Origin of the sequence: Streptomyces anulatus, assembly GCF_014650675.1 — a bacterium.
GTDB lineage: Bacteria > Actinomycetota > Actinomycetes > Streptomycetales > Streptomycetaceae > Streptomyces > Streptomyces anulatus.
In genome coordinates this window covers 111,470-134,685 of the sequence record NZ_BMVK01000012.1, presented here as the reverse complement: position 1 = coordinate 134,685, position 23,216 = coordinate 111,470, and the positions used below count along the sequence as shown (strand labels likewise).

Annotated in this window: 28 protein-coding genes; 16 read left to right on the top strand and 12 right to left on the bottom strand. The window is 73.0% G+C overall.

Translation table 11 applies throughout. The annotated features are described in order from the left end of the window. The first annotated feature begins 22 nt into the window (after positions 1-22). Positions 23-820, top strand: coding sequence for a DUF4389 domain-containing protein (locus IE272_RS26760; RefSeq protein WP_056708070.1), 798 nt, complete (start codon positions 23-25; stop codon positions 818-820). On the opposite strand, the gene IE272_RS26755 is transcribed toward IE272_RS26760, so the two are convergent. Next, positions 793-1,815: a helix-turn-helix transcriptional regulator gene (locus IE272_RS26755; RefSeq protein ID WP_050361629.1), complete on the bottom strand. Its 1,023-nt coding sequence runs from the start codon at positions 1,813-1,815 to the stop codon at positions 793-795. The two genes, IE272_RS26760 and IE272_RS26755, sit on opposite strands and share 28 nt — an antisense overlap. A gap of 100 nt (positions 1,816-1,915) precedes the next feature. On the opposite strand from IE272_RS26755, the gene IE272_RS26750 reads away from it, so the two are divergent. From IE272_RS26750 to IE272_RS26720, 7 genes are all read left to right on the top strand, one after another. Further along, positions 1,916-2,485: a DinB family protein gene (locus tag IE272_RS26750; protein WP_057660833.1), complete on the top strand. Its 570-nt coding sequence runs from the start codon at positions 1,916-1,918 to the stop codon at positions 2,483-2,485. A 68-nt stretch (positions 2,486-2,553) separates the two neighbouring features. After that, entirely contained in the window at positions 2,554-3,654 is a 1,101-nt protein-coding gene (locus IE272_RS26745) for a winged helix DNA-binding domain-containing protein (protein ID WP_098891496.1), read from the top strand. A 132-nt stretch (positions 3,655-3,786) separates the two neighbouring features. Beyond that, a complete protein-coding gene (locus IE272_RS26740; protein ID WP_057668039.1) occupies positions 3,787-4,491 on the top strand; it encodes a DUF4230 domain-containing protein in 705 nt (234 codons plus the stop codon). A gap of 274 nt (positions 4,492-4,765) precedes the next feature. Continuing rightward, positions 4,766-5,281 carry a lytic polysaccharide monooxygenase auxiliary activity family 9 protein gene (locus IE272_RS26735; RefSeq protein ID WP_050361632.1) on the top strand — a complete coding sequence of 172 codons (516 nt, stop codon included), beginning with the start codon at positions 4,766-4,768 and terminating at the stop codon, positions 5,279-5,281. Positions 5,282-5,465: 184 nt separating this feature from the next. Further along, entirely contained in the window at positions 5,466-6,140 is a 675-nt protein-coding gene (locus tag IE272_RS26730) for a TNT domain-containing protein (protein WP_056708076.1), read from the top strand. Positions 6,141-6,146: 6 nt separating this feature from the next. Then, complete coding sequence (locus IE272_RS26725; protein ID WP_190008351.1) at positions 6,147-6,380, top strand: hypothetical protein; 234 nt, start codon at positions 6,147-6,149, stop codon at positions 6,378-6,380. Positions 6,381-6,538: 158 nt separating this feature from the next. Then, on the top strand, positions 6,539-7,567 hold the full coding sequence (locus IE272_RS26720) for an alpha/beta fold hydrolase (RefSeq protein WP_057660827.1): 1,029 nt from the start codon (positions 6,539-6,541) through the stop codon (positions 7,565-7,567). Positions 7,568-7,595: 28 nt separating this feature from the next. On the opposite strand, the gene IE272_RS26715 is transcribed toward IE272_RS26720, so the two are convergent. Beyond that, the gene (locus IE272_RS26715; RefSeq protein ID WP_007458423.1) at positions 7,596-7,961 is read right to left on the bottom strand and encodes a DUF1801 domain-containing protein; all 366 of its coding nucleotides are present in this window, start codon (positions 7,959-7,961) and stop codon (positions 7,596-7,598) included. A gap of 82 nt (positions 7,962-8,043) precedes the next feature. Between IE272_RS26715 and IE272_RS26710 the strand changes: the two genes are divergently transcribed. The 3 genes from IE272_RS26710 (at position 8,044) to lepB (ending at position 9,771) form a co-directional block, all read left to right on the top strand. Next, positions 8,044-8,553: a mycothiol transferase gene (locus IE272_RS26710; RefSeq protein WP_050361634.1), complete on the top strand. Its 510-nt coding sequence runs from the start codon at positions 8,044-8,046 to the stop codon at positions 8,551-8,553. Between the two features lie 111 nt (positions 8,554-8,664). Continuing rightward, positions 8,665-8,955 (top strand): hypothetical protein, encoded by a 291-nt coding sequence (locus IE272_RS26705; RefSeq protein WP_050361635.1) that lies wholly within the window; start codon positions 8,665-8,667, stop codon positions 8,953-8,955. Positions 8,956-9,048: 93 nt separating this feature from the next. Then, positions 9,049-9,771 carry a signal peptidase I gene (lepB, locus tag IE272_RS26700; protein ID WP_050361636.1) on the top strand — a complete coding sequence of 241 codons (723 nt, stop codon included), beginning with the start codon at positions 9,049-9,051 and terminating at the stop codon, positions 9,769-9,771. Here the strand turns inward: lepB and IE272_RS26695 are convergent. The 6 genes from IE272_RS26695 to IE272_RS26670 all read right to left on the bottom strand — a co-directional run bounded on the left by IE272_RS26695 (position 9,768) and on the right by IE272_RS26670 (position 14,871). Continuing rightward, positions 9,768-10,199, bottom strand: coding sequence for a protein-tyrosine phosphatase family protein (locus tag IE272_RS26695; protein ID WP_050361637.1), 432 nt, complete (start codon positions 10,197-10,199; stop codon positions 9,768-9,770). The two genes, lepB and IE272_RS26695, sit on opposite strands and share 4 nt — an antisense overlap. Positions 10,200-10,260: 61 nt before the next feature. Beyond that, on the bottom strand, positions 10,261-10,530 hold the full coding sequence (locus IE272_RS26690; protein ID WP_047174978.1) for an HPr family phosphocarrier protein: 270 nt from the start codon (positions 10,528-10,530) through the stop codon (positions 10,261-10,263). 47 nt (positions 10,531-10,577) lie between these two features. Next, positions 10,578-12,620 (bottom strand): PTS fructose transporter subunit IIABC, encoded by a 2,043-nt coding sequence (locus IE272_RS26685; protein WP_190008348.1) that lies wholly within the window; start codon positions 12,618-12,620, stop codon positions 10,578-10,580. 111 nt (positions 12,621-12,731) lie between these two features. Further along, complete coding sequence (gene pfkB, locus IE272_RS26680; protein WP_050361639.1) at positions 12,732-13,679, bottom strand: 1-phosphofructokinase; 948 nt, start codon at positions 13,677-13,679, stop codon at positions 12,732-12,734. Then, positions 13,676-14,437: a DeoR/GlpR family DNA-binding transcription regulator gene (locus IE272_RS26675; RefSeq protein ID WP_050361640.1), complete on the bottom strand. Its 762-nt coding sequence runs from the start codon at positions 14,435-14,437 to the stop codon at positions 13,676-13,678. The genes pfkB and IE272_RS26675 overlap by 4 nt, the downstream gene beginning before the upstream one ends. A 185-nt stretch (positions 14,438-14,622) precedes the next feature. After that, positions 14,623-14,871 (bottom strand): DUF6296 family protein, encoded by a 249-nt coding sequence (locus tag IE272_RS26670; protein ID WP_057668036.1) that lies wholly within the window; start codon positions 14,869-14,871, stop codon positions 14,623-14,625. Positions 14,872-15,068: 197 nt separating this feature from the next. On the opposite strand from IE272_RS26670, the gene IE272_RS26665 reads away from it, so the two are divergent. Further along, positions 15,069-15,866 carry a PepSY domain-containing protein gene (locus IE272_RS26665; protein WP_079044125.1) on the top strand — a complete coding sequence of 266 codons (798 nt, stop codon included), beginning with the start codon at positions 15,069-15,071 and terminating at the stop codon, positions 15,864-15,866. Between the two features lie 124 nt (positions 15,867-15,990). Here IE272_RS26665 and IE272_RS26660 read toward each other — a convergent pair whose 3' ends face one another. From IE272_RS26660 to IE272_RS26645, 4 genes are all read right to left on the bottom strand, one after another. After that, on the bottom strand, positions 15,991-17,289 hold the full coding sequence (locus IE272_RS26660; RefSeq protein ID WP_056708095.1) for a serine hydrolase domain-containing protein: 1,299 nt from the start codon (positions 17,287-17,289) through the stop codon (positions 15,991-15,993). Between the two features lie 121 nt (positions 17,290-17,410). After that, positions 17,411-17,914, bottom strand: a complete 504-nt coding sequence (locus tag IE272_RS26655) for a GNAT family N-acetyltransferase (protein ID WP_190008346.1) — start codon at positions 17,912-17,914, stop codon at positions 17,411-17,413. Between the two features lie 88 nt (positions 17,915-18,002). Then, positions 18,003-20,036: an ATP-binding protein gene (locus tag IE272_RS26650; protein WP_190008344.1), complete on the bottom strand. Its 2,034-nt coding sequence runs from the start codon at positions 20,034-20,036 to the stop codon at positions 18,003-18,005. A gap of 131 nt (positions 20,037-20,167) precedes the next feature. Next, entirely contained in the window at positions 20,168-21,142 is a 975-nt protein-coding gene (locus IE272_RS26645) for an LLM class flavin-dependent oxidoreductase (protein ID WP_190008342.1), read from the bottom strand. A gap of 152 nt (positions 21,143-21,294) precedes the next feature. On the opposite strand from IE272_RS26645, the gene IE272_RS26640 reads away from it, so the two are divergent. The 4 genes from IE272_RS26640 to IE272_RS26625 all read left to right on the top strand — a co-directional run bounded on the left by IE272_RS26640 (position 21,295) and on the right by IE272_RS26625 (position 23,189). Then, entirely contained in the window at positions 21,295-22,005 is a 711-nt protein-coding gene (locus IE272_RS26640; RefSeq protein WP_190008340.1) for an alpha/beta fold hydrolase, read from the top strand. Further along, entirely contained in the window at positions 22,002-22,217 is a 216-nt protein-coding gene (locus IE272_RS26635) for a hypothetical protein (protein ID WP_050361647.1), read from the top strand. The genes IE272_RS26640 and IE272_RS26635 overlap by 4 nt, the downstream gene beginning before the upstream one ends. A gap of 98 nt (positions 22,218-22,315) precedes the next feature. After that, entirely contained in the window at positions 22,316-22,855 is a 540-nt protein-coding gene (locus IE272_RS26630; protein ID WP_190008338.1) for a DUF6630 family protein, read from the top strand. Between the two features lie 172 nt (positions 22,856-23,027). After that, complete coding sequence (locus IE272_RS26625; RefSeq protein WP_169808522.1) at positions 23,028-23,189, top strand: hypothetical protein; 162 nt, start codon at positions 23,028-23,030, stop codon at positions 23,187-23,189. Positions 23,190-23,216: the final 27 nt, after the last annotated feature.

Below are 23,216 nucleotides of genomic sequence, written 5' to 3'. Positions count from 1 at the left end.
TCCCCTGCCGAGGAGGAGCGACATGGCCGAAGGCCAGTGGAGCCCGGGCCGCCAGGAGGCGGACGCGGACGAGTTCAGGCCCGTCCTGGACATCGTCGAACCGGCCCGTCAGCGCCGGCTGACCGTCCTCCTGCGGCTCCTGCTGCTGATCCCGCACTTCATCGTGCTGTTCGTCCTGCACATCGCGGCGTTCTTCACCGTCATCGTGGGATGGTTCGCGGCGCTGGTGCTGGGACGGCTGCCCGACCCCGTCTTCCGCTTCCTGACCGGCGTCCTCGGCTACGACATGCGCGTCTCGGCGAGCGACATGCTGCTCATCGACCGCTACCCGCCCTTCGCCCTGACCCCGCCGGCCGACTATCCGGTGCAGATCGAGGTGCGGCCCACCCCGCTCAACCGGCTCGCGGTGCTGTTCCGCGTCTTCCTGATGATCCCGGCGGCGATCGTGCAGAGTCTCGCCGTGTACGGGTGGTGGGCACTGGCCTTCGTCTGGTGGCTGATCACGCTGTGTCTCGGCCGGATGCCCCGGCCGCTGTTCGAGGCGACGGCGGCCACCCTGCGCTACCGGATGCGGTTCTCCGCGTACGTCATGATGCTCACCCCCGCCTACCCCAAGGGCCTGTTCGGCGACGACGACCTCGCCGTGGCCCCGGAGCGGTCGCGCTCCGCCACCCGCCCGCTGGTCCTGAGCAGCGCCGCGAAATGGCTCGTGGTGCTGTTCCTGGTGCTGGGCCTGGCGGGTCACGTCATCTCGTCCGTGACCGCATCGACGAGCGACGACATCGACGACACCTACGACACGCGGCTCGTGGGTCCCTGAGGGCCGCCGGGCCCCGCCCCCGCCGCGGCGGCACAGCGGCGGGCCAGCCGGGCGAAGGCGTCCCTGAGCGCGTCGGGCCCGACGACCTCGATGTCCGCGTCGAACCTGCCGAGTTCGGCGGCGAGGCCGGCCCAGGACCAGGCGCCCAGGACCACCCGGCAGCGGTCCGGTCCGTACTCCTCGACGCTCCCGTCGCGGATGTGGCCGGCCACCGCGGAGGCCGGAGCGTCGAGGATCACCTCCCCGCGGCAGGGCCAATCGCCGGGGGCGTCGGAGCCCTGGAACCGGGCGGCGACGAAGGCGGCCACATCGCCTCCGGGCACCTCGCGCGGCGTGAAACGGGGGCCCGTGGGAGTGCGCGGGGTGATCCGGTCCGCGCGGAAGGTCCGCCAGTCCTCGCGATCCAGGTCCCAGGCGACGAGATACCAGCGCCCGCCCCAGGTGACCAGGCGGTGCGGCTCCACCCGCCGCACCGCGGGCGGGGCCTCGGCGGGTGGCGGGGCGTACCCGGGGGAGTGGTCGAAGCGCAGCACCTCGCGGGCGTGCACCGCCGCGCTCAACGTCACGAGCACACGCGGATCGGCCTGCGGCCGCGGTGGGCCTCCCGTACGTTCGACGGCGGTGACCCGCAGGGCGTCGACGCGATGGCGCAGCCGGGCCGGCATGACCTGCCGGACGGTGGTCAGCGCGCGGGCCGCGGCCTCCCCGATTCCGGCGCCGGTCGCGGCGGCGGTCCGCAGCGCGACGGCGAGCGCGACCGCCTGGTCGTCGTCGAACAGCAACGGCGGCAACTGCGCGCCCGCGTCCAGCCGGTATCCGCCGTCGGGCCCCTTGAACGCCGCGATGGGATAGCCCAGCTCCCGCAGTCGGTCGACGTCACGTCGCACCGTGCGGGGGCTGACCTCCAACCGCTCGGCCAGCAACCGGCCCGGCCAGTCCCGGCGCGCCTGGAGCAGGGAGAGCAGCGCCAGCAGGCGCGCTGAAGTCTTCGGCATGACTCCAGTATGGGCCGAGAAGAGGCCACATCCTGGCCTCTTCCTTTGCGAGGGTCGACCCGTACCGCACGACAGGAACACCGGAAGGAACCCGATCACCATGAACACGGCCTCCACCTCCCCCGACGCCGAGCGCACGGACCTGCTCGCCGCCCTGGCCACCGCGCGGGCCGCCCTGATCCGCTCCGTCGAGGGCCTCGGCGACGAGCAGGCCGGTGAGCGCCCGACGGTCAGCGCGCTGTGCCCGGGCGGCCTCGTCAAGCACGTCACGGCCATGGAGGAGAGCTGGCTGAACTTCGTGACCGAGGGCCCGTCGGCGATGTCCTTCGCGCTGCCCGAAGGAGTCACCTGGGACGACCTGGCGGCCGGCACCGCCGCTGAGTTCCCGACGTGGGCGATCGAGCGGGAGAAGGAGTTCCGGATGCTGCCCGGCGAGACGACGGCCGGGGTCCTCCGCGCCTACGAGCAGGTCGCCGCCCGCAGCGAGAGGATCATCCTCGCGGTCCCCGACCTCTCGGCGACGCATCCGCTCCCCGAGGCGCCCTGGAACGAACCCGGCGGGGAGTGGAGCGTACGGCGGGTGCTGACCCATGTCCTCACCGAGACCGCCCAGCACGCCGGGCACGCGGATATCCTGCGCGAGACGCTCGACGGGCGGCAGGCGACCTGACCAGCGGCGCACCGCGCGGGGAGGCGCGGAGAACCGACGGCAGGCAACCGAGAAGGAGAGACCACACGGTGACCGTCCTCGACAACCGGGCGCTCAACCGCGCCATGCTGGGCCGCCAGTTGCTGCTCGACCGGGCCGATCTGCCGGTCGTGGACGCCGTGGCCCACCTCTGCGGACTCCAGGCGCAGGAACCGCAGGAGCCCTTCGTCGGGCTCTGGTCCCGGCTGGCCGCCTTCGATCCTGCGGTCCTCTCGGACCTGCTGAACCGGCGGAGCGTGGTGCGCACCCATCTGATGCGACGCACGGTCCACCTCGTCACCGCCGACGACGTCCTCGCCTGGCGGGCCCGCCACGACGCGATGCTGCGCCAACGGGTGCTCGGGGTCTACCGCGACGAGCTGAAAGGGGTCGACCTCGACGCACTTGCCGCGGATGCCCGGGAGTTGATGGCCGACGGCGAACCCCGTACCGCGGCGGAGATCGTGCGGGCGCTCGCCGGGCGCTGGCCCGGTCCGGGGCCCCGCCCCCTGGGCGAGATGGTGGTCGCCGCTCTCGTCCCGATGGCGCAGGCGCCGCCCCGGGGGCTGTGGCGGGCGAAGGGCGGGGTGCGCAATGTCGCCCTCTCCTCCTGGCTGGGCCGCCCGGTCGACCCGCCCGCCCCCGACGGCGCCGACCCGGTCGGCCAGGCACTGGTCCGGCGCTACCTGGCCGCCCACGGACCCGCCGCCACGGCCGACCTGCGCGCCTGGTCCGGGCTGGCCGGACTGCCCGGCGCGGTCGCCGCCGTACGCGACGAGCTGGTCCGCTTCCGTGACGAGCGGGGGCGGGAGCTGCTCGACCTGCCCGACGCGCCGCGCCCCGATCCGGACACTCCCGCCCCGGTGCGGTTCCTGCCGGCCTTCGACAACGCGATCCTCGGCTATCAGGACCGCGGCCGGATCATCGACGACGCCCACCGCGGCCTCTCGGTCGCGGGCGAGCGTGTCGTGCTGGTCGACGGCCGTGTGGCGGCCACCTGGCGTGTCACCGACGAGGTCGTCACGGTGGAACCCCTGCGCGCCTTCTCCCGGGCCGACCGCGACGCCGTGGCCGACCAGGGGAGGGAGCTCGCCTCGTTCCTCTCCGACGGGGAGAGCGATCGCGTGCGGGTGGAGACCGCGCCGCGCTGAGCGGACCGGACGCCGGGAAAGCGCCCTCGCGTCTGCCCGGCCGTACCGGAACAGGCCTATTTCGTCAGGGAGTTTGTACGAGATGTGGTGGGAGGCGGACTGAAAGCACCGGACGCGGGTCACACGCAGAACATGACGTCCAGCGACGTAACCACAGAGCCCACGCCGCACGGCGACGGAAAGCGCGACGCACGCACCTCCCGGGCGTGGCCGAAGGTCCTCGGCCTCGCCGCGGCCGTCCTGGTCCTGCTGTTCGCGGGCAGCAGGCTCAGCCTGCTGCCCGGACTCGGCGACCTCTTCGGTGAGGAGACCCACGACCGGTCGGGCCCCGCCGTGCTCAAGTCGGTCCGGGACATGAGCGCGTACGAGGCCGCCTCGGGCGACTTCCAGGTCGTCGTCGACCTGGAGAAGGACGCGAAATTCGTCCCCGACGCCCTGCGCGGCACCCGCACCCTGTTCGTCGGGGCGGGCACGGTCGGCGCCTCGGTCGACCTGGGCAAGGTCACCGGGAGCGGCGTCGTGGTGAACGAGGACCGCACCACCGCCGAACTCCGGCTGCCGCACGCCGTGCTGGGCAAACCGGCCCTCGACCCCGACCGCTCCTACGCGGTGTCCAAGCAGCGCGGTCTCCTCGACCGGGTGGGCGACCTCTTCTCCGACAATCCCGGCAGTGAGCAGGCGGTCAACAAGCTCGCCGTCCAGCACATCTCGGAAGCGGCGAAGAAGAGCGAGCTGACCGCCCGCGCGGAGAAGAACACCGCCGACATGCTGAAGGGGCTGCTCGGCTCCCTCGGCTTCGAGCGCGTCACGGTCCGCTACGGCGACGACCAGGGGTGATCGCGTCATCGGGGCGGCCGCGCGGGCTGCGCGTGGCCGCCCGCGCGCCTCGGAGGGGCGGGCCGCCCCCGCGCACCACCCTTGACGTGAACGCGTCGGTCGGTATGGTCTAGTCCAAGTGCAAGGCCTTTCCGGACACCTGCCATCAGGCTTGTCCGGCAAGGGACTTGCAGCCCTTCGCGCCTCTTGGCCCCACACTCGCGAGGCCTCGCCGTCGAAGCCGGGCCCCCCACGGCCCGCCACCGCGCGGTGCGGTCTCATGTGAAGGAGAAGCATGCAGACGAAAAGGAAGACCGCACTCGCCGTCGGCGCCATGCTCGCCCCGGTCCTCGCCCTGAGCCTTCCGGCGAGCTCCGCCAGTGCCCACGGCTACATCTCCAACCCGCCCAGCAGGCAGGCGCAGTGTGCTGCCGGCACGGTCAGCTGCGGTGCGATCAAGTACGAACCGCAGAGCGTCGAGGGCCCCAAGGGGCTCACCAGCTGCAGTGGCGGAAACAGCGGCTTCGCCGAGCTGGACGACGACTCCAAGGGCTGGTCGGTCACCCCGGTGAACCGGTCCCAGCAGTTCGAGTGGAAGCTCACCGCACGCCACTCGACCAGCACCTGGCAGTACTTCGTGGGCGGCGAGAAGATCGCCGAATTCGACGACGGCGGCGCGCAGCCCGGCGCGACCGTGACCCACCAGGTCGACTTCGGCAACAAGACCGGCCGGCAGAAGGTGCTCGCCGTCTGGAACATCGCGGACACCTCGAACGCCTTCTACGCCTGCATCGACGTCAACGTCGGCTAGCAGCCCCGTCGGTCGGGCCCCACACCCCTCCGTCCAGCACGCCCCGGTCGCGCATCGTCGCGGCCGGGGCGTGCCGCTGTTCGCGGTGGCCGGAAAACGGCATGGCGCGGAAGCCTCGGGTAGTCGAGCGGTTACCCTACGTCAGCTGTCCTGATTGATCATCAGTGCTCGAGGGGACTCCTGAATGAACCGCATGCGTACCGTACTCGCCGCGCTCGGCATCACCGCCGGACTGATCTCCGCCCCGGCGGCGAGCGCCGCACCGGGGCCCGCCCGGCCCGCGCCCGCCGCCGAGCGCCACGAACCCTGCACCGGAGAGTTCCGCGGCGACGCCCGTCTCGGCCCCAAGTGGCTGCCGAACAAGCGGCTCGCCCCGGTCGGACCGCTCCTGAAGGGCTGGCAGCGCACCGGCGACCTCACGCCGAACGACTTCCTGAAGAAGTACTGGGAAGGGCCCGCGGACACCGGCAGCTGGAAGTACCCGCCCAACGACGGCTTCGCCGAGGTGAACGGCGAGATCGACAAGGAGCCCGTGAAGCTCCGCACCGGCCAGCGCCTGGACCGCTTCGGCTCGGAGTACGGCGGCTACCTCGCCCCGGCCGGCGACGCCTACGCCGAGCGCGCCCTGCCTCCGCAGAACCTGAACACCCGGGACGCGGCCACCCCTTGCGACTACCGCGTCTACAAGGTCGCCAAGCCGTTCTGGGTCTGGCAGGGCGGCATCGCCCCGTGGTTCGAGCAGCCCGGCGGCGGCCAGCAGATCAAGCTCGACGCCGTGTTCCTCGACCCGGGCGCGGGGCAGCGGCTCAATGTGAAGTGGCTGCTGGACAACGCCTACCTGACGCCCGCGGGCGCGTAACCCGCCATGGACCGCCGGGCATTGCACGCCGCACTCGTCGAGGCACGGATCCCCGGCGGCTACTACTGGATCGAGGGCGTCCACGAGCCCGTTCCCACCCCGCCGGACTTCCTCTTCGTCCGGCGGGGCGGGCACGGCGGCTGGGAGACCGGGGCGTTCGAGCGCGGCACCCGTGAAGTCCTCGCCCGCCACCCGGACGAGGCCGCCGCCTGCGCCCACCTGCTGCGCCTGCTCGTCTGAACCCTGCCCGCACCGATGTTTTGCCGGATCGGCAAATATCCTTGTCCGGGCGGACACACCGGCCGAATGATCGTGAACGGGCGGCCGGGCCACCCGGCCCGGCCGCCCGCAGAAACGTCACGACCGCCCCGCCCGCACGGGGCGCCCGAGGAGGAGCCATGCCGGAGCCCACCCCCGTACCCACGCCGTCCGAGGACCGCGCCACCCGCCCCTCCACCCTGCTGCCCGGCGCGACGCACCGGACGGTCGACGTCCCCGGCGGCCGCATCCACTGCGTCGAACAGGGCACGGGCCCCCTCGTGCTCCTCGTCCACGGCTTCCCCGAGTCCTGGTACTCCTGGCGCCACCAGCTCCCGGCCCTCGCCGCCGCCGGACACCGGGCCGTCGCCATCGACGTACGCGGCTACGGTCGCTCCTCCGCACCCGCCGCCACCGACGCCTACCGCATGCTCGCCCACGTCGCCGACAACACCGCCGTCGTCCACGCCCTGGGCGAGGAGACCGCCACGGTCGTCGGACACGACTGGGGCTCGCCCATCGCCGCGAACAGCGCCCTGCTCCGCCCGGACGTCTTCACGGCGGTCGGGCTGCTGAGCGTCCCGTACGCACCCAGGGGAGGCCCCCGCCCCACCGACGGCTTCGCGGGCATCGGAGGCGAGGAGGAGTTCTACGTCAGCTACTTCCAGACCCCCGGCCGCGCCGAGGCGGAGATCGAACCGGACGTCCGCGGCTGGCTCGCCGGCTTCTACACCGGCCTCTCCGGCGACACCCACGCACCCGCGGACCACCCCGGCCTCTTCTTCGTACCGCCGGGCGCGCGCATGGCCGACCGGTTCCCCGCCGGCCGGCTCCCCGGCTGGCTCGACGAGCGGGACCTCGACGTCTACAGCGAGGAGTTCGAACGCACCGGCCTCACCGGCGCGCTCAACCGCTATCGCAACGTCGACCGGGACTGGGAGGACCTCGCCGCCTGGGACGGAGCACCCGTCACCCAGCCCTCGATCTTCATCGGCGGCGCCCTGGACGCGTCCACCACCTGGATGTCCGACGCCATCGACGCCTACCCGCGGACCCTCCCCGGCCTGTCCGCCGCCCATGTCCTCGAAGGCTGCGGCCACTGGATCCAGCAGGAACGCCCCGACGAGGTCAACCGCCTGCTCACCGCATGGCTGCGCGGCCTGCGCTGAGGGACGCCCGGCCCGCGACGCCCCCGCGTCAGCAGGCCGTACCGCGGGTCGCCGCCGTCGCCCGCAGCAGGTCGCGGACGAGCGTGAAGTCGATCTTCTGCGGGCTGCGGAAGCGCAGGCAGCCCTTGCCCATGTCGTGGGCGGCCAGCCGGTCCGTGAACGCGTCGCGGACGTCCGTGCGCATCAGGTAGAACGAGATGTACTGCTTCTGGTCGGCGAAGGCGATCTCGCCCGTCCCGTCCCGCTCGTAGGCGGGCATGCCGTACGCCATCACCTCGCGGAACCCGGTCAGCTCCTCCCGGCACAGCGCGCGCAGCGCCGTGAGCGCCGCCCGGCGGGCCTCCGGGGCCTCGGCGAGGTACTGATCGACGTTCTGCGCGCTGCTGCGGACCATGAGCAGATCGTACGGCGACACACCGGCGGACCGGCGGTGTGTCGCACCCGGGAGCCGCGGGTCCCCGGGCGAAGGTGGACGGATGAACACCGCAGGCATGCTGGCCGAAGCGTTCGACCGGGTCGGGGAAACGGTCCACGCGGCGGTCGAGGGACTCACCCCCGACGACCTCAACGCCCGCGTCGACGCGGGGGCGAACTCCATCTCCTGGCTGATCTGGCATCTCACCCGCGTCCAGGACGACCACATCGCCGACGCCGCCGGAACCGGACAGATCTGGCTCACCGAAGGCTGGGCGGACCGCTTCGGGCTGCCGTTCGATGCGACGGCGACCGGCTACGGGCACAGCTCCGCCGAGGTCGCCGCCGTCCGCGTGGACTCCGCCGAACCCCTCCTCGGCTACTTCGATGCCGTGCACCAGCGGACCCTGGACTTCGTCGCGGGACTGGAGGGCCACGCCCTCGACCGGATCGTCGACCAGGGCTGGTCGCCCCCGGTGACGCTCGGGGTCCGGCTGATCAGCGTCATCGCGGAGGACCTCCAGCACGCGGGCCAGGCCGCCTTCGTCCGAGGGATGCTGGAACGCGGCTGAGGACCAGTGGCCAGACGGGCCCCGCGCACACCCGTGCGTAGTCCCATCGGCGGTGCCATACTCGGAAGAAGTCGGCTGGACAGGCTTGCCATCGTCCGAAAGGTGACCGTCATGAGCTGGGCATCTTGGACGACCAGCGGTGTCTTCGCGGGAACCGGCGGGGTGCGCACCGAAGAAGCGGGCATCCTGAGCGGCGACCTCACGGTGCATACGACCTGGTCCGACGGTCAGGCGTCGGTGGCCGTGCAGTACAGCGGGTCGTCGGACTGGTTCACCCTCACCGGCAGCCCCGTGCCGTGCCCCTCCGAGGAGGAGAGCCGCACCTTCCACCAGAGCGTGGTCGAAGCCGTCCGCGCCGGCGAGGGCGCGACCGTCCCTCCGGTCGGCGCGGGACCCGCCTGACGTCCCTCACCGCTCACCACGCCCCATAGAGTGGATCACCGGATCCGTTCCCCCAGGGACGGGCGGGCGGTACACGGGGCGAGGAGCGGTGCAATGGGGCGTGCGGGCACACGGCGGTCGAGGACGCGGAAGAACCGGCCGTTCTGGGTGGAGCTGCCGCTCCTCATCGGTATCGCCCTGGTGCTGGCCCTGCTCATCAAGACGTTTCTGGTGCAGGCCTTCTCCATCCCCTCGGACTCGATGCAGAACACCCTTCAGCAGGGCGACCGGGTCCTCGTCGACAAGCTGACCCCCTGGTTCGGGTCGGAGCCGGAGCGCGGTGAGGTGATCGTCTTCCACGACCCGGCGGACTGGCTCGCCAATGTGCCCGTGGACCCGCCCAACACCGTGCAGAAGGTGCTGAGCTTCGTCGGCGTGATGCCCTCCGCCGAGGAGAAGGACCTCATCAAGCGGGTCATCGGCGTCGGAGGCGACACCGTGGAGTGCGAGGGCGACGGGCCGGTGAAGGTCAACGGCACCGCCCTGGACGAGCCGTACGTCTTCCCCGGCAACACCCCCTGCAGCAACGACGAGGAAGGCGGCCGGTTCAAGGTCACCGTGCCCGACGGCAAGATCTGGGTGATGGGGGACCACCGCCAGGCCTCCGCGGACTCCCGCTACCACCAGGACGACCCGAACCAGGGCATGGTCCCCGTCGACGAGGTCGTCGGCAGGGCCGTCGTCATCGCCTGGCCGGTCGGCCGCTGGAGCACCCTGCCGGTGCCGGGCACCTTCGACGACGTGCCCGACAAGCCCCGTGGCCCCGCCGCTCGCTAGCGCGCGAAGTTCCGAACGTAGCGGCGCTGCCAGGGCGTCTCCACCGCCCGCGGGTGGTAGCCGCCGCGCACGAACGCCACCGCCTCGTCGGCGGGGACCCCGTCCAGGACGGCCAGGCAGGCCAGCGCCGTACCGGTGCGGCCCATCCCACCGCCGCAGGCCACCTCGACCCGCGTCCCGGCGGCCCGCTCCCACACCTCATCGAGGAGGTCCCGCGCCGCCGCACGGTCCGCCGGGAGCCGGAAGTCCGGCCACCGCAGCCACCGCGACTCCCAGGCGACCGGGGGCGGGGTGCGCCCGAGGAGGTATACGGCGAAGTCCGGTTCGGGGCCTGCCGGCAGGGGATTGCGCAGTCCCCTGCCGCGTACGAGCCGTCCGGAGGGGAGGGCCAGGACGGCCGGGTCGGCGGCGTTCCACGTCTCGATCACGTGTCCCAATCTAACGACCCGGCATTCGCGGTGGCACGTACTCGCGGCGGTCGGCCGGAGATCAGGTGGCGTCGAGATCCTGCGCGAGCAGCTCGGCCAGCTCCTCGACCGCCGCCCGCGCCCCGTCGCCCTCGGCGCTGAGCACCACGTTCTCCCCGTGCGGGGCGGCCAGGGCCAGCACCGCGAGCATGCTGCGGGCATCGACCGGGTCGCGGCCCTCACGGGCGATGGTCACCTTGACCGGCTGACGGGCGGCGGCCTTGACGAACAGCGACGCCGGACGGGCGTGGAGTCCGCTGCGGGAGGCTATGGCGACGGTCTGCTGGTGCATGGATCACTCCTTGGGAAGGGATGTGCGGGAAGAGGCGTGTGCGGGGTTCAGGCGGCGACGGTGACCCGGGAGCCGTCGGCTCCGGCGTCCCCGGCCGCCTCCGGCGCCGTCCTGCGGGCGCCCTTGAGCAGGACGACGAGCGCGGTCGCCACCAGCGTCCCGGCGGCGATGGCGAGCAGGTAGAGGAACGGCTCGCCGATCAGCGGGACGACGAAGACGCCGCCGTGCGGAGCGCGCAGGGTCGCGCCGAAGGCCATCGACAGGGCGCCGGTGACCGCGCCGCCCGCCATCACCGACGGAATGACGCGCAGCGGATCGGCGGCGGCGAACGGGATCGCGCCCTCCGTGATGAACGAGGCGCCCAGCACCCAGGCCGCCCGGCCGTTCTCGCGCTCGGTCTTCGTGAACAGCCTCCTGCGTACGGTGGTGGCGAGCGCCATCGCCAGTGGCGGCACCATCCCGGCCGCCATGACCGCGGCCATTACCTTGAGGCTGCCCGGCGTTGGGTCGGCGAGTCCGCCGACCGCGAAGGCGTACGCCACCTTGTTCAGCGGGCCGCCCATGTCGAAGCACATCATCAGCCCGAGGACGACGCCGAGGATCACCGCGTTGGAGCCCGACAGACCGTTCAGCCAGTCCGTGAGCGCGTTCTGCAGCGAGGCGATCGGCTTGCCGACCACGATGAACATCAGGAACCCCACGACCGCCGACGCGATCAGGGGGATCACCAGGACCGGCATGATGCCGCGCAGGGTCGCGTGGACCGGGACCCGTTGGACGGCCATCACCACCGCACCGGCCAGCAGACCGGCGACCAGACCTCCGAGGAACCCGGCGTTCACCGTGAGCGCGATGGCCCCGCCGACGAAACCGGGCACCAGCGCCGGCCGGTCCGCCATCCCGTACGCGATGTACCCGGCCAGCACCGGCACCAGGAACCCGAAGGCGGCCGAGCCGATCTGGTTGAGCAGCGCGGCCCAGCTGTCCGCCTCACCCCAGACGAAGTGGTCGGCGACCGACTTGGCGCTCGCTATCTCGTAACCGCCGATGGCGAACGACAGGGCGATCAGAAGCCCGCCCGCCGCGACGAACGGCACCATGTAGCTCACGCCGGACATCAGATACGTACGGAGCCGGACGCCGAAGTGCGCGTGATCCGCACCGGATCCGTTGCCGTACCCGTCCCCGTCCCCGGAGCCGGATGCCTTGTCGGAATCGCTTGCGGTGGCGATCTCTCCGCGTTCCGCCCTGCGGCGGGCCTCGGCGATCAGCTCGGCGGGCCGGTTGATGCCCGCCTTGACCCCGACGTCGACCAGCGGCTTGCCGCGGAAGCGGGCCTTCTCCCGGACTTCCACGTCATGTGCCCAGATCACGGCGTCCGCCGCCGCGACGACGGCGGGGTCCAGCTTCTTGAAGCCGGCCGAACCCTGGGTCTCCACGGTCACCTCGACCCCCTCGGCGCGGCCCGCCGCGGCCAGGGACTCGGCCGCCATGTAGGTGTGGGCGATGCCGGTGGGGCAGGAGGTGACGGCGACGATGCGGAAGGGGACGCTCTCGGCGGCCCCGGTGCCTCCAGTGGCTTCCGTCCCGGTCTCCGCCTGCTCCTGCTTCCCCGTCTCCACCTTCTCCCGCTCGGGCTCCTCCGGAGCCTCCTCGCCCCGGATCAGCGCCGCCACCGCCCGCGGATCCGTTCCGGCGCGCAGGGCGGCGGTGAACTCCGGTTCCATCAGCCTGCGGGCCAGGCCCGACAGGATGGTGAGGTGGTCGTCGTCGGCCCCGGCCGGGGCCGCGATGAGGAAGACCAGGTCGGCCGGACCGTCGGCCGCCCCGAAGTCGATGCCCGCCCCGCTGCGCCCGAAGGCCAGCGTCGGGGCGCTCACATGCTCGCTGCGGCAGTGCGGGATGCCGATGCCGCCGTCGAGGCCGGTCGGCATCTGCGCCTCGCGGGCGGCGACGTCGGCCAGGAAACCGTCGAGATCGGTGACGCGGTGCGCGGCCACCATCCGCTCGGCGAGCGACCTCGCGGCTGCGTCCTTCGTTGTGGCGGACAGATCGAGGTCGACCAGTTCCGCGGTGATCAGCTCACTCATCGCGGTGCTCCTTGCTCGGGGACCGCCGTGCGGCGGCTCGGGGGGACGGGGCGGCGGGCCCGTACGGGTGGGGTCCGTACGGGAGTCGCGGAGGTGACGGTGGTACGGGGGTCATGGGGCGGGCTCCGCCAGCGCGCGGTCCAGCGGCACGTCGGAGGTCGTCACGACCGACGGCAGATCGAGGTCGGCCGGGGTGGGCATGAGGCTTCCGGCCAGCTGCACGGCCGCGGCGCCGTGGGCGACGGCCGAGGCGAGCGCTTCCGGGCCCTGCCCGCCCGCCGCCAGGAAACCGGCCAGGGAGGCGTCCCCGGCGCCGACATTGCTGCGCACGGCGGTCACCGGAGCGGTGGCGAAGTACGCGCCCGACGCCTCGACCAGCAACTGCCCGTCGGCGCCCAGACTCGCCAGCACCGACCGGGCGCCGCGCCCACGCAGCTCCTCGGCGGCCTTCAGCGCGTCGCCCACCGTGGCGAGCGGCCGGCCGACGGCCTCGGCGAGCTCCTGCGCATTGGGCTTGATCACGTCGGGTCCACGGTCCAGGGCGGCGGTCAGCGCCGCTCCGGAGGTGTCCAGCGCGATCCGCGCGCCGGCCCGGTGGCTCCGCTCGACCAGCTCCGCGTACCACTGCGGCGGCAGTCCGCGCGGCAGACTCCCGCAGCAGGCGATCCAGTCGGCGTCGGACGAGTGGACCCGCACCGCCTCCAGGACGTCCTCCGCCTCGGCCGGACTCAGCTCGGGTCCCGCCGCGTTGACCTTGGTGAGGGTGCCGTCGGGTTCGACGAGGGTGACGTTGATCCGGGTGTTCCCGGCGATCGGCACGCCGGCGGCCTCGATGCCCAGGTCGCCGAGGAGCCGGGTGAGCAGGGCGCCCTCCGGGCCGCCCATCGGGGCGACCGCGACGGTGCGGTGCCCGGCCGCCGCGACCGCGCGGGAGACGTTGACACCTTTGCCGCCCGGATCGACGCGGTCCGCCGTGGCACGCAGCACGGTGCCGCGGGTCAGACCGGGCAGCTCGTAGGTCCGGTCCAGGCTGGGGTTGGGGGTGACGGTGAGGATCATGCGCGTACTACTTCCGTGCCCCGGCTCTCGATGGAGCGGGCGTCGTCGGGGCTGAGGCCCGTGTCGGTGATGAGCAGATCCACATCGGTGAGATCGCCGAAGCGGGCGAAGTGCTCCTGCCCGAACTTGCCGGAGTCGGCGAGCAGAACGACCCGGCGGGCCGCCCTGATCACGGCCCGTTTCACGGCGGCCTCGGCGAGGTCGGGCGTGGTCAGGCCGCTGTCGGGGGAGAAGCCGTTGGTGGCGAGGAAGACCACGTCGGCGTTGATCTCGGCGTACGAACCCAGTGCCCAGGCGTCGACCGCCGCGCGGGTGCGGTGCCGGACCCGGCCGCCCACCAGATGCAGGGCGATGCCGGGGTGGTCGGCGAGACGCGCGGCCACCGGCAGGGCGTGCGTCACCACGGTCAGCGCCGCGTCGACCGGTACGGCGGCGGCGAGCCGCGCGGTCGTCGTACCGGCGTCCACGATCACATTGCCGTCGGCGGGCAGTTCGGCGAGGGCGGCCTGCGCGATGCGGTCCTTCTCGTCGGCGGCGACGGCGTCGCGTTCGGCGAGGTCGGGCTCGAAGTCGAGCCGCCCGACGGGGATCGCCCCACCGTGCACCCGGCGCAGCAGCCCCGCCCGGTCCAGGGCCTTGAGATCGCGCCGGACGGTCTCGGCCGTCACCTGGAACTCCTCGGCCAGGGACAGCACGTCGACCCGGCCGCTCTCCTGGGCGATGCGGAGGATCTCCTGCTGACGCTCCGGTGCGTACATGTGGTTTCGTTTCCGTTTCATGCCCGAGTCTGTGGTTTCGCGCTCAGGTTACGTCCGGGGTGCGGGAATGTAAACACAATCGGGCGAAGAGCAGGCATGAACGGAAGGGTGGGCTCGCGTGCGGACGTGGGTGCGCAGCAGGGCGGGGCGCCCCGTGCACGGGGCGCCCCGCCCTGCTGGTCCGGTCACGGCGTTCCGGGTGCGTCCTTGCTCAGGGGACGGGCCAGCAGAGGAGCGCCGGGGACCTGGTGGCCGCCGCTGGCGAGCATGCGGACCTCGCCCCGGTCGCTGATCTCGGCGCGCACGATCCCCGTCTCGTCCTCGTACACCGGGAATCCGCCGGCCCCCAGCCGGTCGGTGAGCCGGACGCGGACCACGTCGTCCGCGGCGCCGGACATCTGGAAGATGAGCTCGTAACGCTCGGTGTGCACCATGTGATCCATGACGGCCTCCGGGCCGGGCGCGGAGAATACGGCCCTGCCGCCATTGTTTCGCACCCCGGCGTCCACCGCCCGGGGAGCGACGGCCAACGGGCGGACCCGTCCGGTCGATCGGGTGACTCCCCGGTAGGACAACATGACCGATGGTCCGGAGGGCTAGGCATGCGTGCATGAGACTTGAGCCTCGACGAATGAACAGTTCCTCTTCCCGTTCCCGCACCCTCAAGACGGTCGGCGCCCTCGGCATGGCCGCCGCAACGGCCGTTCTCATGACCGGATGCGGTCAGAGCTCGGACAGCGCGACGAGCGCGGCCACCTCCGAGGCCGCGAAGGTCGTCCCGCAGAAGCAGACGACGTCGCCCTCCGCCAGTGCCCAGCTGACCGAGGACCAGCAGGAGCGCAAGAAGGTGCTCGACGCCACGAAGGTCACCTTCGACGACGCCGCCACCACCGCCACCGGCGAGGTGGCCGGGGGCAAGCTGGTCGACCTGGACCTGGAGGGTGTGGACGACGACGACAAGGACCAGAGCCCCAGCCCGACGGGATCCGGCAGCCCCACGGGCTCGGCCAGCCCGACCGGATCCGCGAGCCCGACCGGAACCGGCACGTCCAGCCCGAGCGCGAGTCCGGGCGCCGACGGCCCGGTCTGGGCCGCGGAGGTCGCGGAGAAGGACGGCACCATCCACACCGTCCGGATCAACGCGGTCGACGGCAAGGTGATCGAGGCCCGTGTCGACGCGGATCAGGACGCGGACGACAAGAAGCAGACGGCCGACCTGCTCGCCCAGGCCACCCAGACCCCGCAGCAGGCGGCCAAGGTCGCCACCGAGAAGAAGAAGGGGACGGTCACCTCCGTCGGCCTCGACGACAACGAGGGCGACGGCGTCATCTGGCAGGTCGACGTGGTCGGCTCGGACTGGAAGAAGACGACCTTCGACGTGGACGCCAAGAACGACACCATCGTCCGCGAGGAGACCGACAACGACTGACCGCCGCCCCGCCCGACCCGCGAAGGGGTACGCCGGATGCCCGGCGTACCCCTTCCGGTCGTCCGGAGCGTGTTCCGAAAGCAGCGCCCTCCGCCCCGAGCAGGCGGAACGTTCGAAACACGCCCTAGTACGCGCCGCCCGGCTTCCGGCGGTCGAGCAGCCGGCAGACGAAGTCCTCCTGCAGCTCGCGCAGGGTCGCCAGCAGCCGGGGGTTCGTCGCGCTGTTCACCTGGGAGGTGAGGGAGACGGTCAGCGACCGCTTGCCGTCCTTGGTCCCCGCGGCCAACTGCGTGTAGCCCGGGAAGTTGCCGGTGTGGCCGTACACGGTGCCGCAGCGCGTCGCGTAGGAGAAGACGCCGAGACCGGCCCTGTTGCGGCCCGGGCCGGCCGGTTCGGAGCTGCCCGCCACGAAGGACAGCTGCTGCCGTCGGACCTCGGGCCCGAGGCCCAGCCCCCCGGCGTAGCCACGGATGAAGGCCCCCAGGTCCCGGGGTGTGGAGACGATGCCGCCCGACGCCCACACGCCCGACGCGCCGAGCACCGTGCTGACGTCCTCCGGCGCGTTCGGCGGGTCCACCGCGTACCCGTGCAGATAGGGCTCGGGGAGTCGGTAGCCCTGCGGGAGGCTGGTGTCGCGCAGGCCGAGCGGCCGGTACACGAGCTCGGCGAGGAGCTTCTCGTACCGCTGCCCCGTAACGGCCTCGGCCATCAGCGCCACGGCGATGTTGTCCGAGTTGGAGTAGTGGTACGTGGAGCCCGGCTCGAACCGCAGCGGGTCCCCGGCGACGTAGTCCAGCAGCCGCCGCGAGTCGAAGCGCCGACGCGGGTCGGCCGTCAGCTCGGCGATGAAGGTCGGGGCCTCGGTGTAGTCGGGCAGCCCGCTGGTGTGGTTCAGGAGCTGGCGGAGCGTCACCCGGTGCCAGGCGGCGGGGAGCCGGGGCAGCCGCCGGCCGAGGGTGTCGTCCAGGCCGAGCGCGCCCCGCTCGGCCAGCTGCAGGGCGACCGAGCCGCTGAAGGCCTTCGCCGTGCTGGCGATCCGCATGTGGTCGCTGGTCCTGGGCGGACGCCCGGTGCCGAGCTGCGACGTACCCGCCCGGTACACCTCGCTCCGGCCGCCCGCCGTGAGGACGGCGATGGCGCCGGGCGGCCCTCCCGGGGTGTCCACGAGCGCCTGGAGCTTCTGCCGCAGCGCGGGGTCGACCGGCCCGTGCCGGCTGTCGCCCCCGTCCCCGCCCGCGTGGGCCGGGCCAGTCATCAGCCCGGCGAGCGATGCGGCCGCCAGGGCCGCGACGACAGCTCTTCGCCGCCGGGGCCGACGGCGGGGGAGCGGGGCGTCAGGATGAGAACGTACGGGCACGGGGGCCTCCTGAAGGCGGTGGGCGTCGGGCGGAGCGGTGGGGTCCGCTCCCACGAGCCCCAGCATCGGGCGGCTGTACGGGGTTTGCCCGCGAGGTGGACCATCCGGCCGATCACCGCCACACCGTCGGCGCCGGGCCACGCACCGCCCGACCGCCCCGGGCCCCCGTTTCCTTCGGCGACGGCGCTCAGTGGGCCGGGGGAGCGCCCCCGCTCAGATCCAGGACGTACCGTCGCCCGGGGCGGTCGCCGAACATGACGTCCTCCAGCGGCTCGAACCCGGAGCGCGCCAGCACCGCGCGCGATCCCGTGTTGTCCAGCGTTGTCTCCGCGCGCAGCGCGACGAGCCCGTACTCCCGGACCGCCAGGACGCAGACCTGCTGGACCGCCCAGGTGGCCAGTCCGCGCCCCGCGGCCTTCTCCGCTATCCGGTAGCCCAGTTCGGCCGAACCCTCCCGCACCTCGACGAGGTTGATCCGGCCCAGGACTCCGCCGTCGTCGTCCTCGATGACGTGAAAGTGGAGCAGCCCGGCGTCCTGATCGGCGAGCAGTGCACGGTGGCGTTCGGCGAAGGCGGCGAAGTAGTCGTCGCCCCGGTCGGGAATGGACGCGGCGAAGTAGGCCCGGTTCTCCCGCTCGAAGGCGAGCAGGGCCTCGGCATGGTCGGGACGGAGCCGGCTGATGGACGTCATACGGGGATGCTAAGTGGTGTCTCGTCGGGGTGTCCGGCGCCCGGCGTGCGGCAGCCGCAGCCGCGGCCCGGCGTCCGGGCGGCTCCGGTTATCCGGGATGTCCACGCTCCAGCGCGTGGGCCAGGCCGCGTTCGGCGTCGTCGGCCGAGGCGCGCCGGTAGGCCCGCTCGTACGCCGAGTCGCCCGCGGCCTGCCGGGCCCGGAGTTCCCACTGCTCGCGGATCGCCCCGAGCTCCGGGGTGCCCCGGTGCGGGTGGCCGATCATGCGCCAGTAGGTGTGTCCGGTACCGGAGGCACGGGCCGCGGCCACCCCGTTCCCCTGCGCGGCGATGGACCCGGCGAGCAGATCGAGGCCGAGCGCTATGCCGAGGCTGTCATGGAGCTCGTGCTTGCTCGCGAGCATCGCGCGCGCGTGGCTCTCGGCATGACGGGGACGGCCCTGGAGCAGGTGGATGAGGGCGAGTTGGTGATCGGCGTAGGCCCGCGCCCAGTGCTCGCCGAACCGCAGGCTGATCCGCTGGAGCCGCATGGCCTCCTCGTACGCCTCGTCGAGCCGGCCGAGCGCGGACAGGGCGAACAGGCGTATCACCCGGCAGCGCAGCTGCGAGGGCGCGTCGGCGGGGTCGCCCTCGTGCTGGCTCAGCGCGCGGTCGCTGACGGCGTACGCGGTGAGCGGCCGGCCCATCATCAGATACGTGAAGCTCATGGAGTGGGCCGCGAGCAGCGCGGCCTCCGGGGCCCCGTCGCGCTGTGCCGCGTGCCGGCACTCCTCGCCGATGCGGCGGGCCGCCTCGTGCTCGCCCTGCAGGGTCAGCGTGATGCCCAGGGCCCACAGTGCCCGGGTGCGGTGGGGACCGGCGGAGAGCGGCAGGGCGAGCACCCGTTCCAGATACGAACGGGCCTGGTGCAGATGGCCGCAGCAGCTCCAGAAGAGACCGGCGCACCCGGCCATCTCCATCGCCATCTCCGGGTCCTCGGCCAGCAGGTGGTCCAGGGCCGCGCACAGGTCCGCGTGGGTGTCGGCGATCCGGTGGTACCAGAGGACCTGCGACGGCCCGAGCCAGCCCGCGTACGCCTGGACGGCGACATGGGCGAAGTGCCGGGCGTGCCGGTCCGTGAGGAGCGCGTCCTCCGCCAGCTCCGCCAGCCACATCGCCCCGTACTCGCGGAGCGTGTCCAGCATCCGGTAGCCGTCCCCGGTGCGGCGGAGCACGGACTGGTCGGCCAGGCGTTCCAGGGCGGGGGCGACGGCCCCGGCGTCCAGCGGCCCGCCCGCGCACACCGCCTCCGCGTCCGGAGCCGTGATGACGCCGCGGAAGACGGAGAGCCGTGCCCACAGCAGCCGCTCCAGCGGTGCGCAGAGCTCGTGGCTCCAGCCGATCGTGGTGCGCAGGGCACGGTGCCGGCGGGGCCAGAGGGTGTCGTCGGTGAGCTCCTCCATCCGGGAGGCCAGCCGCCCGGTGATCTCTTGCGCACTGTTCTCGCGGAGCTGGGCGCAGGCCAGTTCGAGGGCGAGCGGTATGCCGTCGAGCCGACGGCAGATCTCGGCGACGGCGGCGGCGCTCCCGGGGTCGTCGAGCGAGAGGCCCGGGGCGACGGCGGCCGCGCGCTCGTGGAAGAGCCGGACCGCCTCGTCACCGTCGTCGCCCGCGGAGAGCGGGGGCACCTCGACGCACTTCTCGTCCGCCGTGCCCAACGGTTCCCTGCTGGTGGTCAGGACCGTCAGCCCCGGGGCCGAGGCGAGCAGTTCGGCGACGAGCTGCCCGCAGGGGCCGACGATCCGCTCGCAGCAGTCGAGAACGAGGAGCAGGCGTCGGCCGGACAGCCATTCACCGAGCGCGGCCACGGGCCGACGGGGGCTGTGGTCCAGGAGCCCGACGCCGTCGCAGACCGTCGTGGCGAGCAGTTGCTCGTCGTGCAGATGGGAAAGGTCGGCCCACCAGACGCCGTCGGCGTAGTCGTCCCGGGCACGCTCGGCGGTGCGCAGGGCCAGCCGGCTCTTGCCGACCCCGCCGGGGCCGGTGAGCGTGACCAGCCGATGATCTCGAAGTGCCCGTTCGACGCTGACCAGTTCGTTGTCGCGTCCGACGAAGCTGGTCGTCACGACGGGGAGGTTGCCCATCACGGGGACATCCTGCCTCGCCGTGACCCACCGCCTCCGTTCATAGCGAAAAGCAGTCAGAAACGGCCGACAATGCATCCTGTTCGTTCGGCAAGTGGCATACGCCGAAAGGGGATGGCGTGCCTACGTCCTCAGGCGCCGAGAACCGTGGCCAGTGACTCCAGGGCCCCCACCGGGTCGGGGCCGACCGGGGCGAGCACGATGTCGGTGACGCCCGCCGCCCGCAGCCCGTCGAGACGGGCACGGGCCTCCTCCGGGGACCCGGCCACGGCGAGTCGGGCGACCCAGTCGTCGGGCAGGCGCCGGGCGAACTCCTCGCGGCTCGCGCACCCGGACCGCAGCGCGGCCAGCTCGTCGGCGAACGGGAGCGGGGCGATGTGCGCGTGCCAGTCGGACTCGCCGATCCACTCCAGACCGGGGCGGGCGGCGGCCAGCGCGGTGAGCGGATCGGCGTCGACGGCCGCGATGTTGTACGCGACCAGACGGTGGGGGCGGCCGGCGGCGATGTGCCCGAGCGCCGCCCGCGCGTACTCGGGGGCGACCGGCTCCGCGAGGACCGTTCCGTCGGCCACCTCGCCGGAGAGCGCCAGGGACTTGGGACCCCGGACGCCCGCCAGGATGTCGGGCACGACGTCGGGCAGTGCGCTGGGGTCGAGCTGTACGCCGTCGAGGTGCACGTACTGCCCGCGCCGCTGCGTGAGTTCGCCGCGCAGCAGGGCCCGCAGGGCGTCGACGTACTCGCGGAGGAGCGTGAGCGGGCTCCTGGGCCACTGGCCGACGCTGCGCATCCAGTGGGGCATGCCGTGCCCCACGGCGACGTCGACGCGGCCGGGGAAGAGCTGGGCCAGGGACGCGATCTCCAGCGCCGCGAACGCCACGTTGCGGGCCCCGGCGGGCAGCAGTCCGATGCCGACCCGGATGCGGTCGGTGGACGCCAGCACGGCGGCAGCCTGGGCGATGCCCCCGCGGAATCCGAGGTCCTCGACCACCCACAGGGCGCCGAACCCCAGCTCCTCGGCCCGTCGCGCGTACGGCAGGATCCGGTCGGCGGGCAGGTCGCGCGGCAGCAGGACGCCCACGGTCCGGTCGGTGGCGGGGGAAAGCACAGCTGTTCTCCTTCGGTCGGCGGCCGGGCGAGGGCGAGCAGAGCGCCCGCCGCCCCGTTCCGGTGCTGAGGAGATGAAGATAGCGATCCACCTCAAGGCCGACGGGACGGCGGCCGGGAGGCTCTGTCGTACCCCTGCGCTACGTTGCTGACATGACGCAATTCGTACTGGTGGCAGGGGCCTGGCTCGGCTCGTGGGCGTGGCGCGATGTGGAGCCCGTCCTGCGCGCGGCCGGTCACGGGGTGCACCCGCTGACCCTGTCGGGCCTCGCCGACAAGCAGGAAGCGACGGCGGGGCAGCAGACCCATGTCCAGGACATCGTCGACGAGGTCGAGCGCCTCGGCCTGCGCGACGTGGTGCTGGTCGGCCACAGCTACGCGGGCATCCCGGTCGGGCAGGCGGCCGAGCGGATCGGCGACCGGCTCGCCCGCGTCGTGTTCGTCGACTCCAACGTCCCGGCCGACGGCGCGTCCTTCGTCTCCGGCTGGCCGGACGGCCGGGACGGCGTGGAGGCCGCCATCGCCGCCAACGGGGGCTTCTGGCCGCCGCCGGCCGCCGCCGACTGCGCGGACCAGGGTCTCGGCGAGGAACAGCTCGCCCGGTTCCTCGGCGGCTCGACCCCCCACCCCGGCGCCACCCTCACCGAACCCGCAGTGCTGACCCGCCCCCTGGGCCTGCTGCCCGCGACGTACGTCAAGTGCCTGCTCGACTGGCCCGAGCCGAGCCCCGAGGTGTCCGAGCTGCTGACGAGCGAGCGGTGGCGGCTGGTCACGATGGACACCGGCCACTGGCCGATGTTCTCCCAGCCGGGCGAGCTCGCCCGGATCCTGCTGGACGCCGCGGGAACGGACGCCCGACGATGACGGCCTCACCGCGCCCGGAGCGGCGCTCCCCGGACCAGGCGGCCATGGAGCACCCGGAGATCACCTACATCGGGTGCGCGCGCTGCGGCACCCTGATCGCGGGCCTCGACGGCCGGTACGCCTGTTCGGGCTGCGGCTGGGTCAACGAGTGGACCGAGGGCCACCGGCCCCTGCCCGAGGCCCGGCGACGGAGCTCGGCGGACACGACCTGATCTGCGGACGCGACCCGATCGGCGGACTCCTGAAGAGGGTCCGTCCCACCCGCACCCCGGCCCCCGGCCCGGTCCCCTTCCTGCGAGGAGAGCACGACATGTCCGACCCGCACGACGCCGACGCGATTCGCGCCTCCCTGGCCGAGATCGCCTCGCTGCTCGCCCCGGCCCACCCCGCCGTGGCCGAGGAGGTGCTGCGTGCCCACGACAGCCCGCACGCCTACGTGAGCGCCTTCGGGGGCCGCCTGGCGGATCGGGGGATCGACGAGCCGGTGGACGACCTCGCCTGGATCGCGCTCATCGACGCGCTCGACGCGCACGGACTGCTCGCGGAGTTCGACTGGAAGGAGGACGCGCAGGAGGTCCGGGACCAGCTGCGGAAGCTGGAATCGAGGCCTTCCGTGGATCCGTGGGTGCTGTTCGAGGCCGAGGAGATGCTCCTGCCGACCGAGAAGTTCCTGCACGCCTGCGGCCGCCGCTACCGGGAGATCGGTGCGGCGCTGGCCGTCCTCGACATCGAGTCCGACTGCTATCCGGTGGTGGGCCTGCGGGCGGCCCGTGCCGACGAGCTGACCGCGCTCGCCGCCCGTGCGGGCTTTCCCGTGCAGCACCTCGGCACGGGCCGGCGCAGCCGGTGACGGAGCCGCCGCCCGCACCCGCCGAGAGCGGGGTGGGGCGCTGTTCCAGCAGGTGCGGCGGGGTCCGCGCGCCGGAATGGAATCGCGACCGCCGCCGCCCACCACGTACACTCGCCCCCGCCTCCGCCGACCGGCAGGGGCTTTTCGCACCAGACCGACGGGGAAAAACCGTATGAGTTCCGCAGACAGCATCGAAGCACCGATCTACGCCGGCCTCGTGGAGGAGCACGGCGACGTGCCCGCCGAAGTACGCAGAGTGGCCGAGGAGGTCCTGCGCGAGGCCGACCGGGCCATCGACTTCGGCACGGTGCGCACGGCCGCCGCGGCCCGCTAGGGGGGCCCGGGCCGTGGGCCCGAACCC

Excerpts from the sequence above, each read along its gene's own strand:
- IE272_RS26670 (WP_057668036.1), bottom strand. The coding sequence starts at position 14,871 with ATGGTGCACACCGAGCGTTACGAGCTCATCTTCCAGATGTCCGGCGCC.
- IE272_RS26640 (WP_190008340.1), top strand. The coding sequence starts at position 21,295 with ATGACGCAATTCGTACTGGTGGCAGGGGCCTGGCTCGGCTCGTGGGCG.
- pfkB (WP_050361639.1), bottom strand. The coding sequence starts at position 13,679 with ATGATCCTCACCGTCACCCCCAACCCCAGCCTGGACCGGACCTACGAG.
- IE272_RS26705 (WP_050361635.1), top strand. The coding sequence starts at position 8,665 with ATGAGCTGGGCATCTTGGACGACCAGCGGTGTCTTCGCGGGAACCGGC.
- IE272_RS26725 (WP_190008351.1), top strand. The coding sequence starts at position 6,147 with ATGGACCGCCGGGCATTGCACGCCGCACTCGTCGAGGCACGGATCCCC.
- IE272_RS26665 (WP_079044125.1), top strand. The coding sequence starts at position 15,069 with ATGAACAGTTCCTCTTCCCGTTCCCGCACCCTCAAGACGGTCGGCGCC.
- IE272_RS26720 (WP_057660827.1), top strand. The coding sequence starts at position 6,539 with ATGCCGGAGCCCACCCCCGTACCCACGCCGTCCGAGGACCGCGCCACC.
- IE272_RS26710 (WP_050361634.1), top strand. The coding sequence starts at position 8,044 with ATGAACACCGCAGGCATGCTGGCCGAAGCGTTCGACCGGGTCGGGGAA.
- IE272_RS26750 (WP_057660833.1), top strand. The coding sequence starts at position 1,916 with ATGAACACGGCCTCCACCTCCCCCGACGCCGAGCGCACGGACCTGCTC.
- IE272_RS26675 (WP_050361640.1), bottom strand. The coding sequence starts at position 14,437 with ATGTACGCACCGGAGCGTCAGCAGGAGATCCTCCGCATCGCCCAGGAG.
- IE272_RS26730 (WP_056708076.1), top strand. The coding sequence starts at position 5,466 with ATGAACCGCATGCGTACCGTACTCGCCGCGCTCGGCATCACCGCCGGA.
- IE272_RS26690 (WP_047174978.1), bottom strand. The coding sequence starts at position 10,530 with ATGCACCAGCAGACCGTCGCCATAGCCTCCCGCAGCGGACTCCACGCC.
- IE272_RS26630 (WP_190008338.1), top strand. The coding sequence starts at position 22,316 with ATGTCCGACCCGCACGACGCCGACGCGATTCGCGCCTCCCTGGCCGAG.
- IE272_RS26635 (WP_050361647.1), top strand. The coding sequence starts at position 22,002 with ATGACGGCCTCACCGCGCCCGGAGCGGCGCTCCCCGGACCAGGCGGCC.
- IE272_RS26760 (WP_056708070.1), top strand. The coding sequence starts at position 23 with ATGGCCGAAGGCCAGTGGAGCCCGGGCCGCCAGGAGGCGGACGCGGAC.
- IE272_RS26735 (WP_050361632.1), top strand. The coding sequence starts at position 4,766 with ATGCAGACGAAAAGGAAGACCGCACTCGCCGTCGGCGCCATGCTCGCC.
- IE272_RS26655 (WP_190008346.1), bottom strand. The coding sequence starts at position 17,914 with ATGACGTCCATCAGCCGGCTCCGTCCCGACCATGCCGAGGCCCTGCTC.
- IE272_RS26625 (WP_169808522.1), top strand. The coding sequence starts at position 23,028 with ATGAGTTCCGCAGACAGCATCGAAGCACCGATCTACGCCGGCCTCGTG.
- IE272_RS26740 (WP_057668039.1), top strand. The coding sequence starts at position 3,787 with ATGACGTCCAGCGACGTAACCACAGAGCCCACGCCGCACGGCGACGGA.
- IE272_RS26660 (WP_056708095.1), bottom strand. The coding sequence starts at position 17,289 with ATGCTGGGGCTCGTGGGAGCGGACCCCACCGCTCCGCCCGACGCCCAC.
- lepB (WP_050361636.1), top strand. The coding sequence starts at position 9,049 with ATGGGGCGTGCGGGCACACGGCGGTCGAGGACGCGGAAGAACCGGCCG.
- IE272_RS26685 (WP_190008348.1), bottom strand. The coding sequence starts at position 12,620 with ATGAGTGAGCTGATCACCGCGGAACTGGTCGACCTCGATCTGTCCGCC.
- IE272_RS26755 (WP_050361629.1), bottom strand. The coding sequence starts at position 1,815 with ATGCCGAAGACTTCAGCGCGCCTGCTGGCGCTGCTCTCCCTGCTCCAG.
- IE272_RS26715 (WP_007458423.1), bottom strand. The coding sequence starts at position 7,961 with ATGGTCCGCAGCAGCGCGCAGAACGTCGATCAGTACCTCGCCGAGGCC.
- IE272_RS26650 (WP_190008344.1), bottom strand. The coding sequence starts at position 20,036 with ATGGGCAACCTCCCCGTCGTGACGACCAGCTTCGTCGGACGCGACAAC.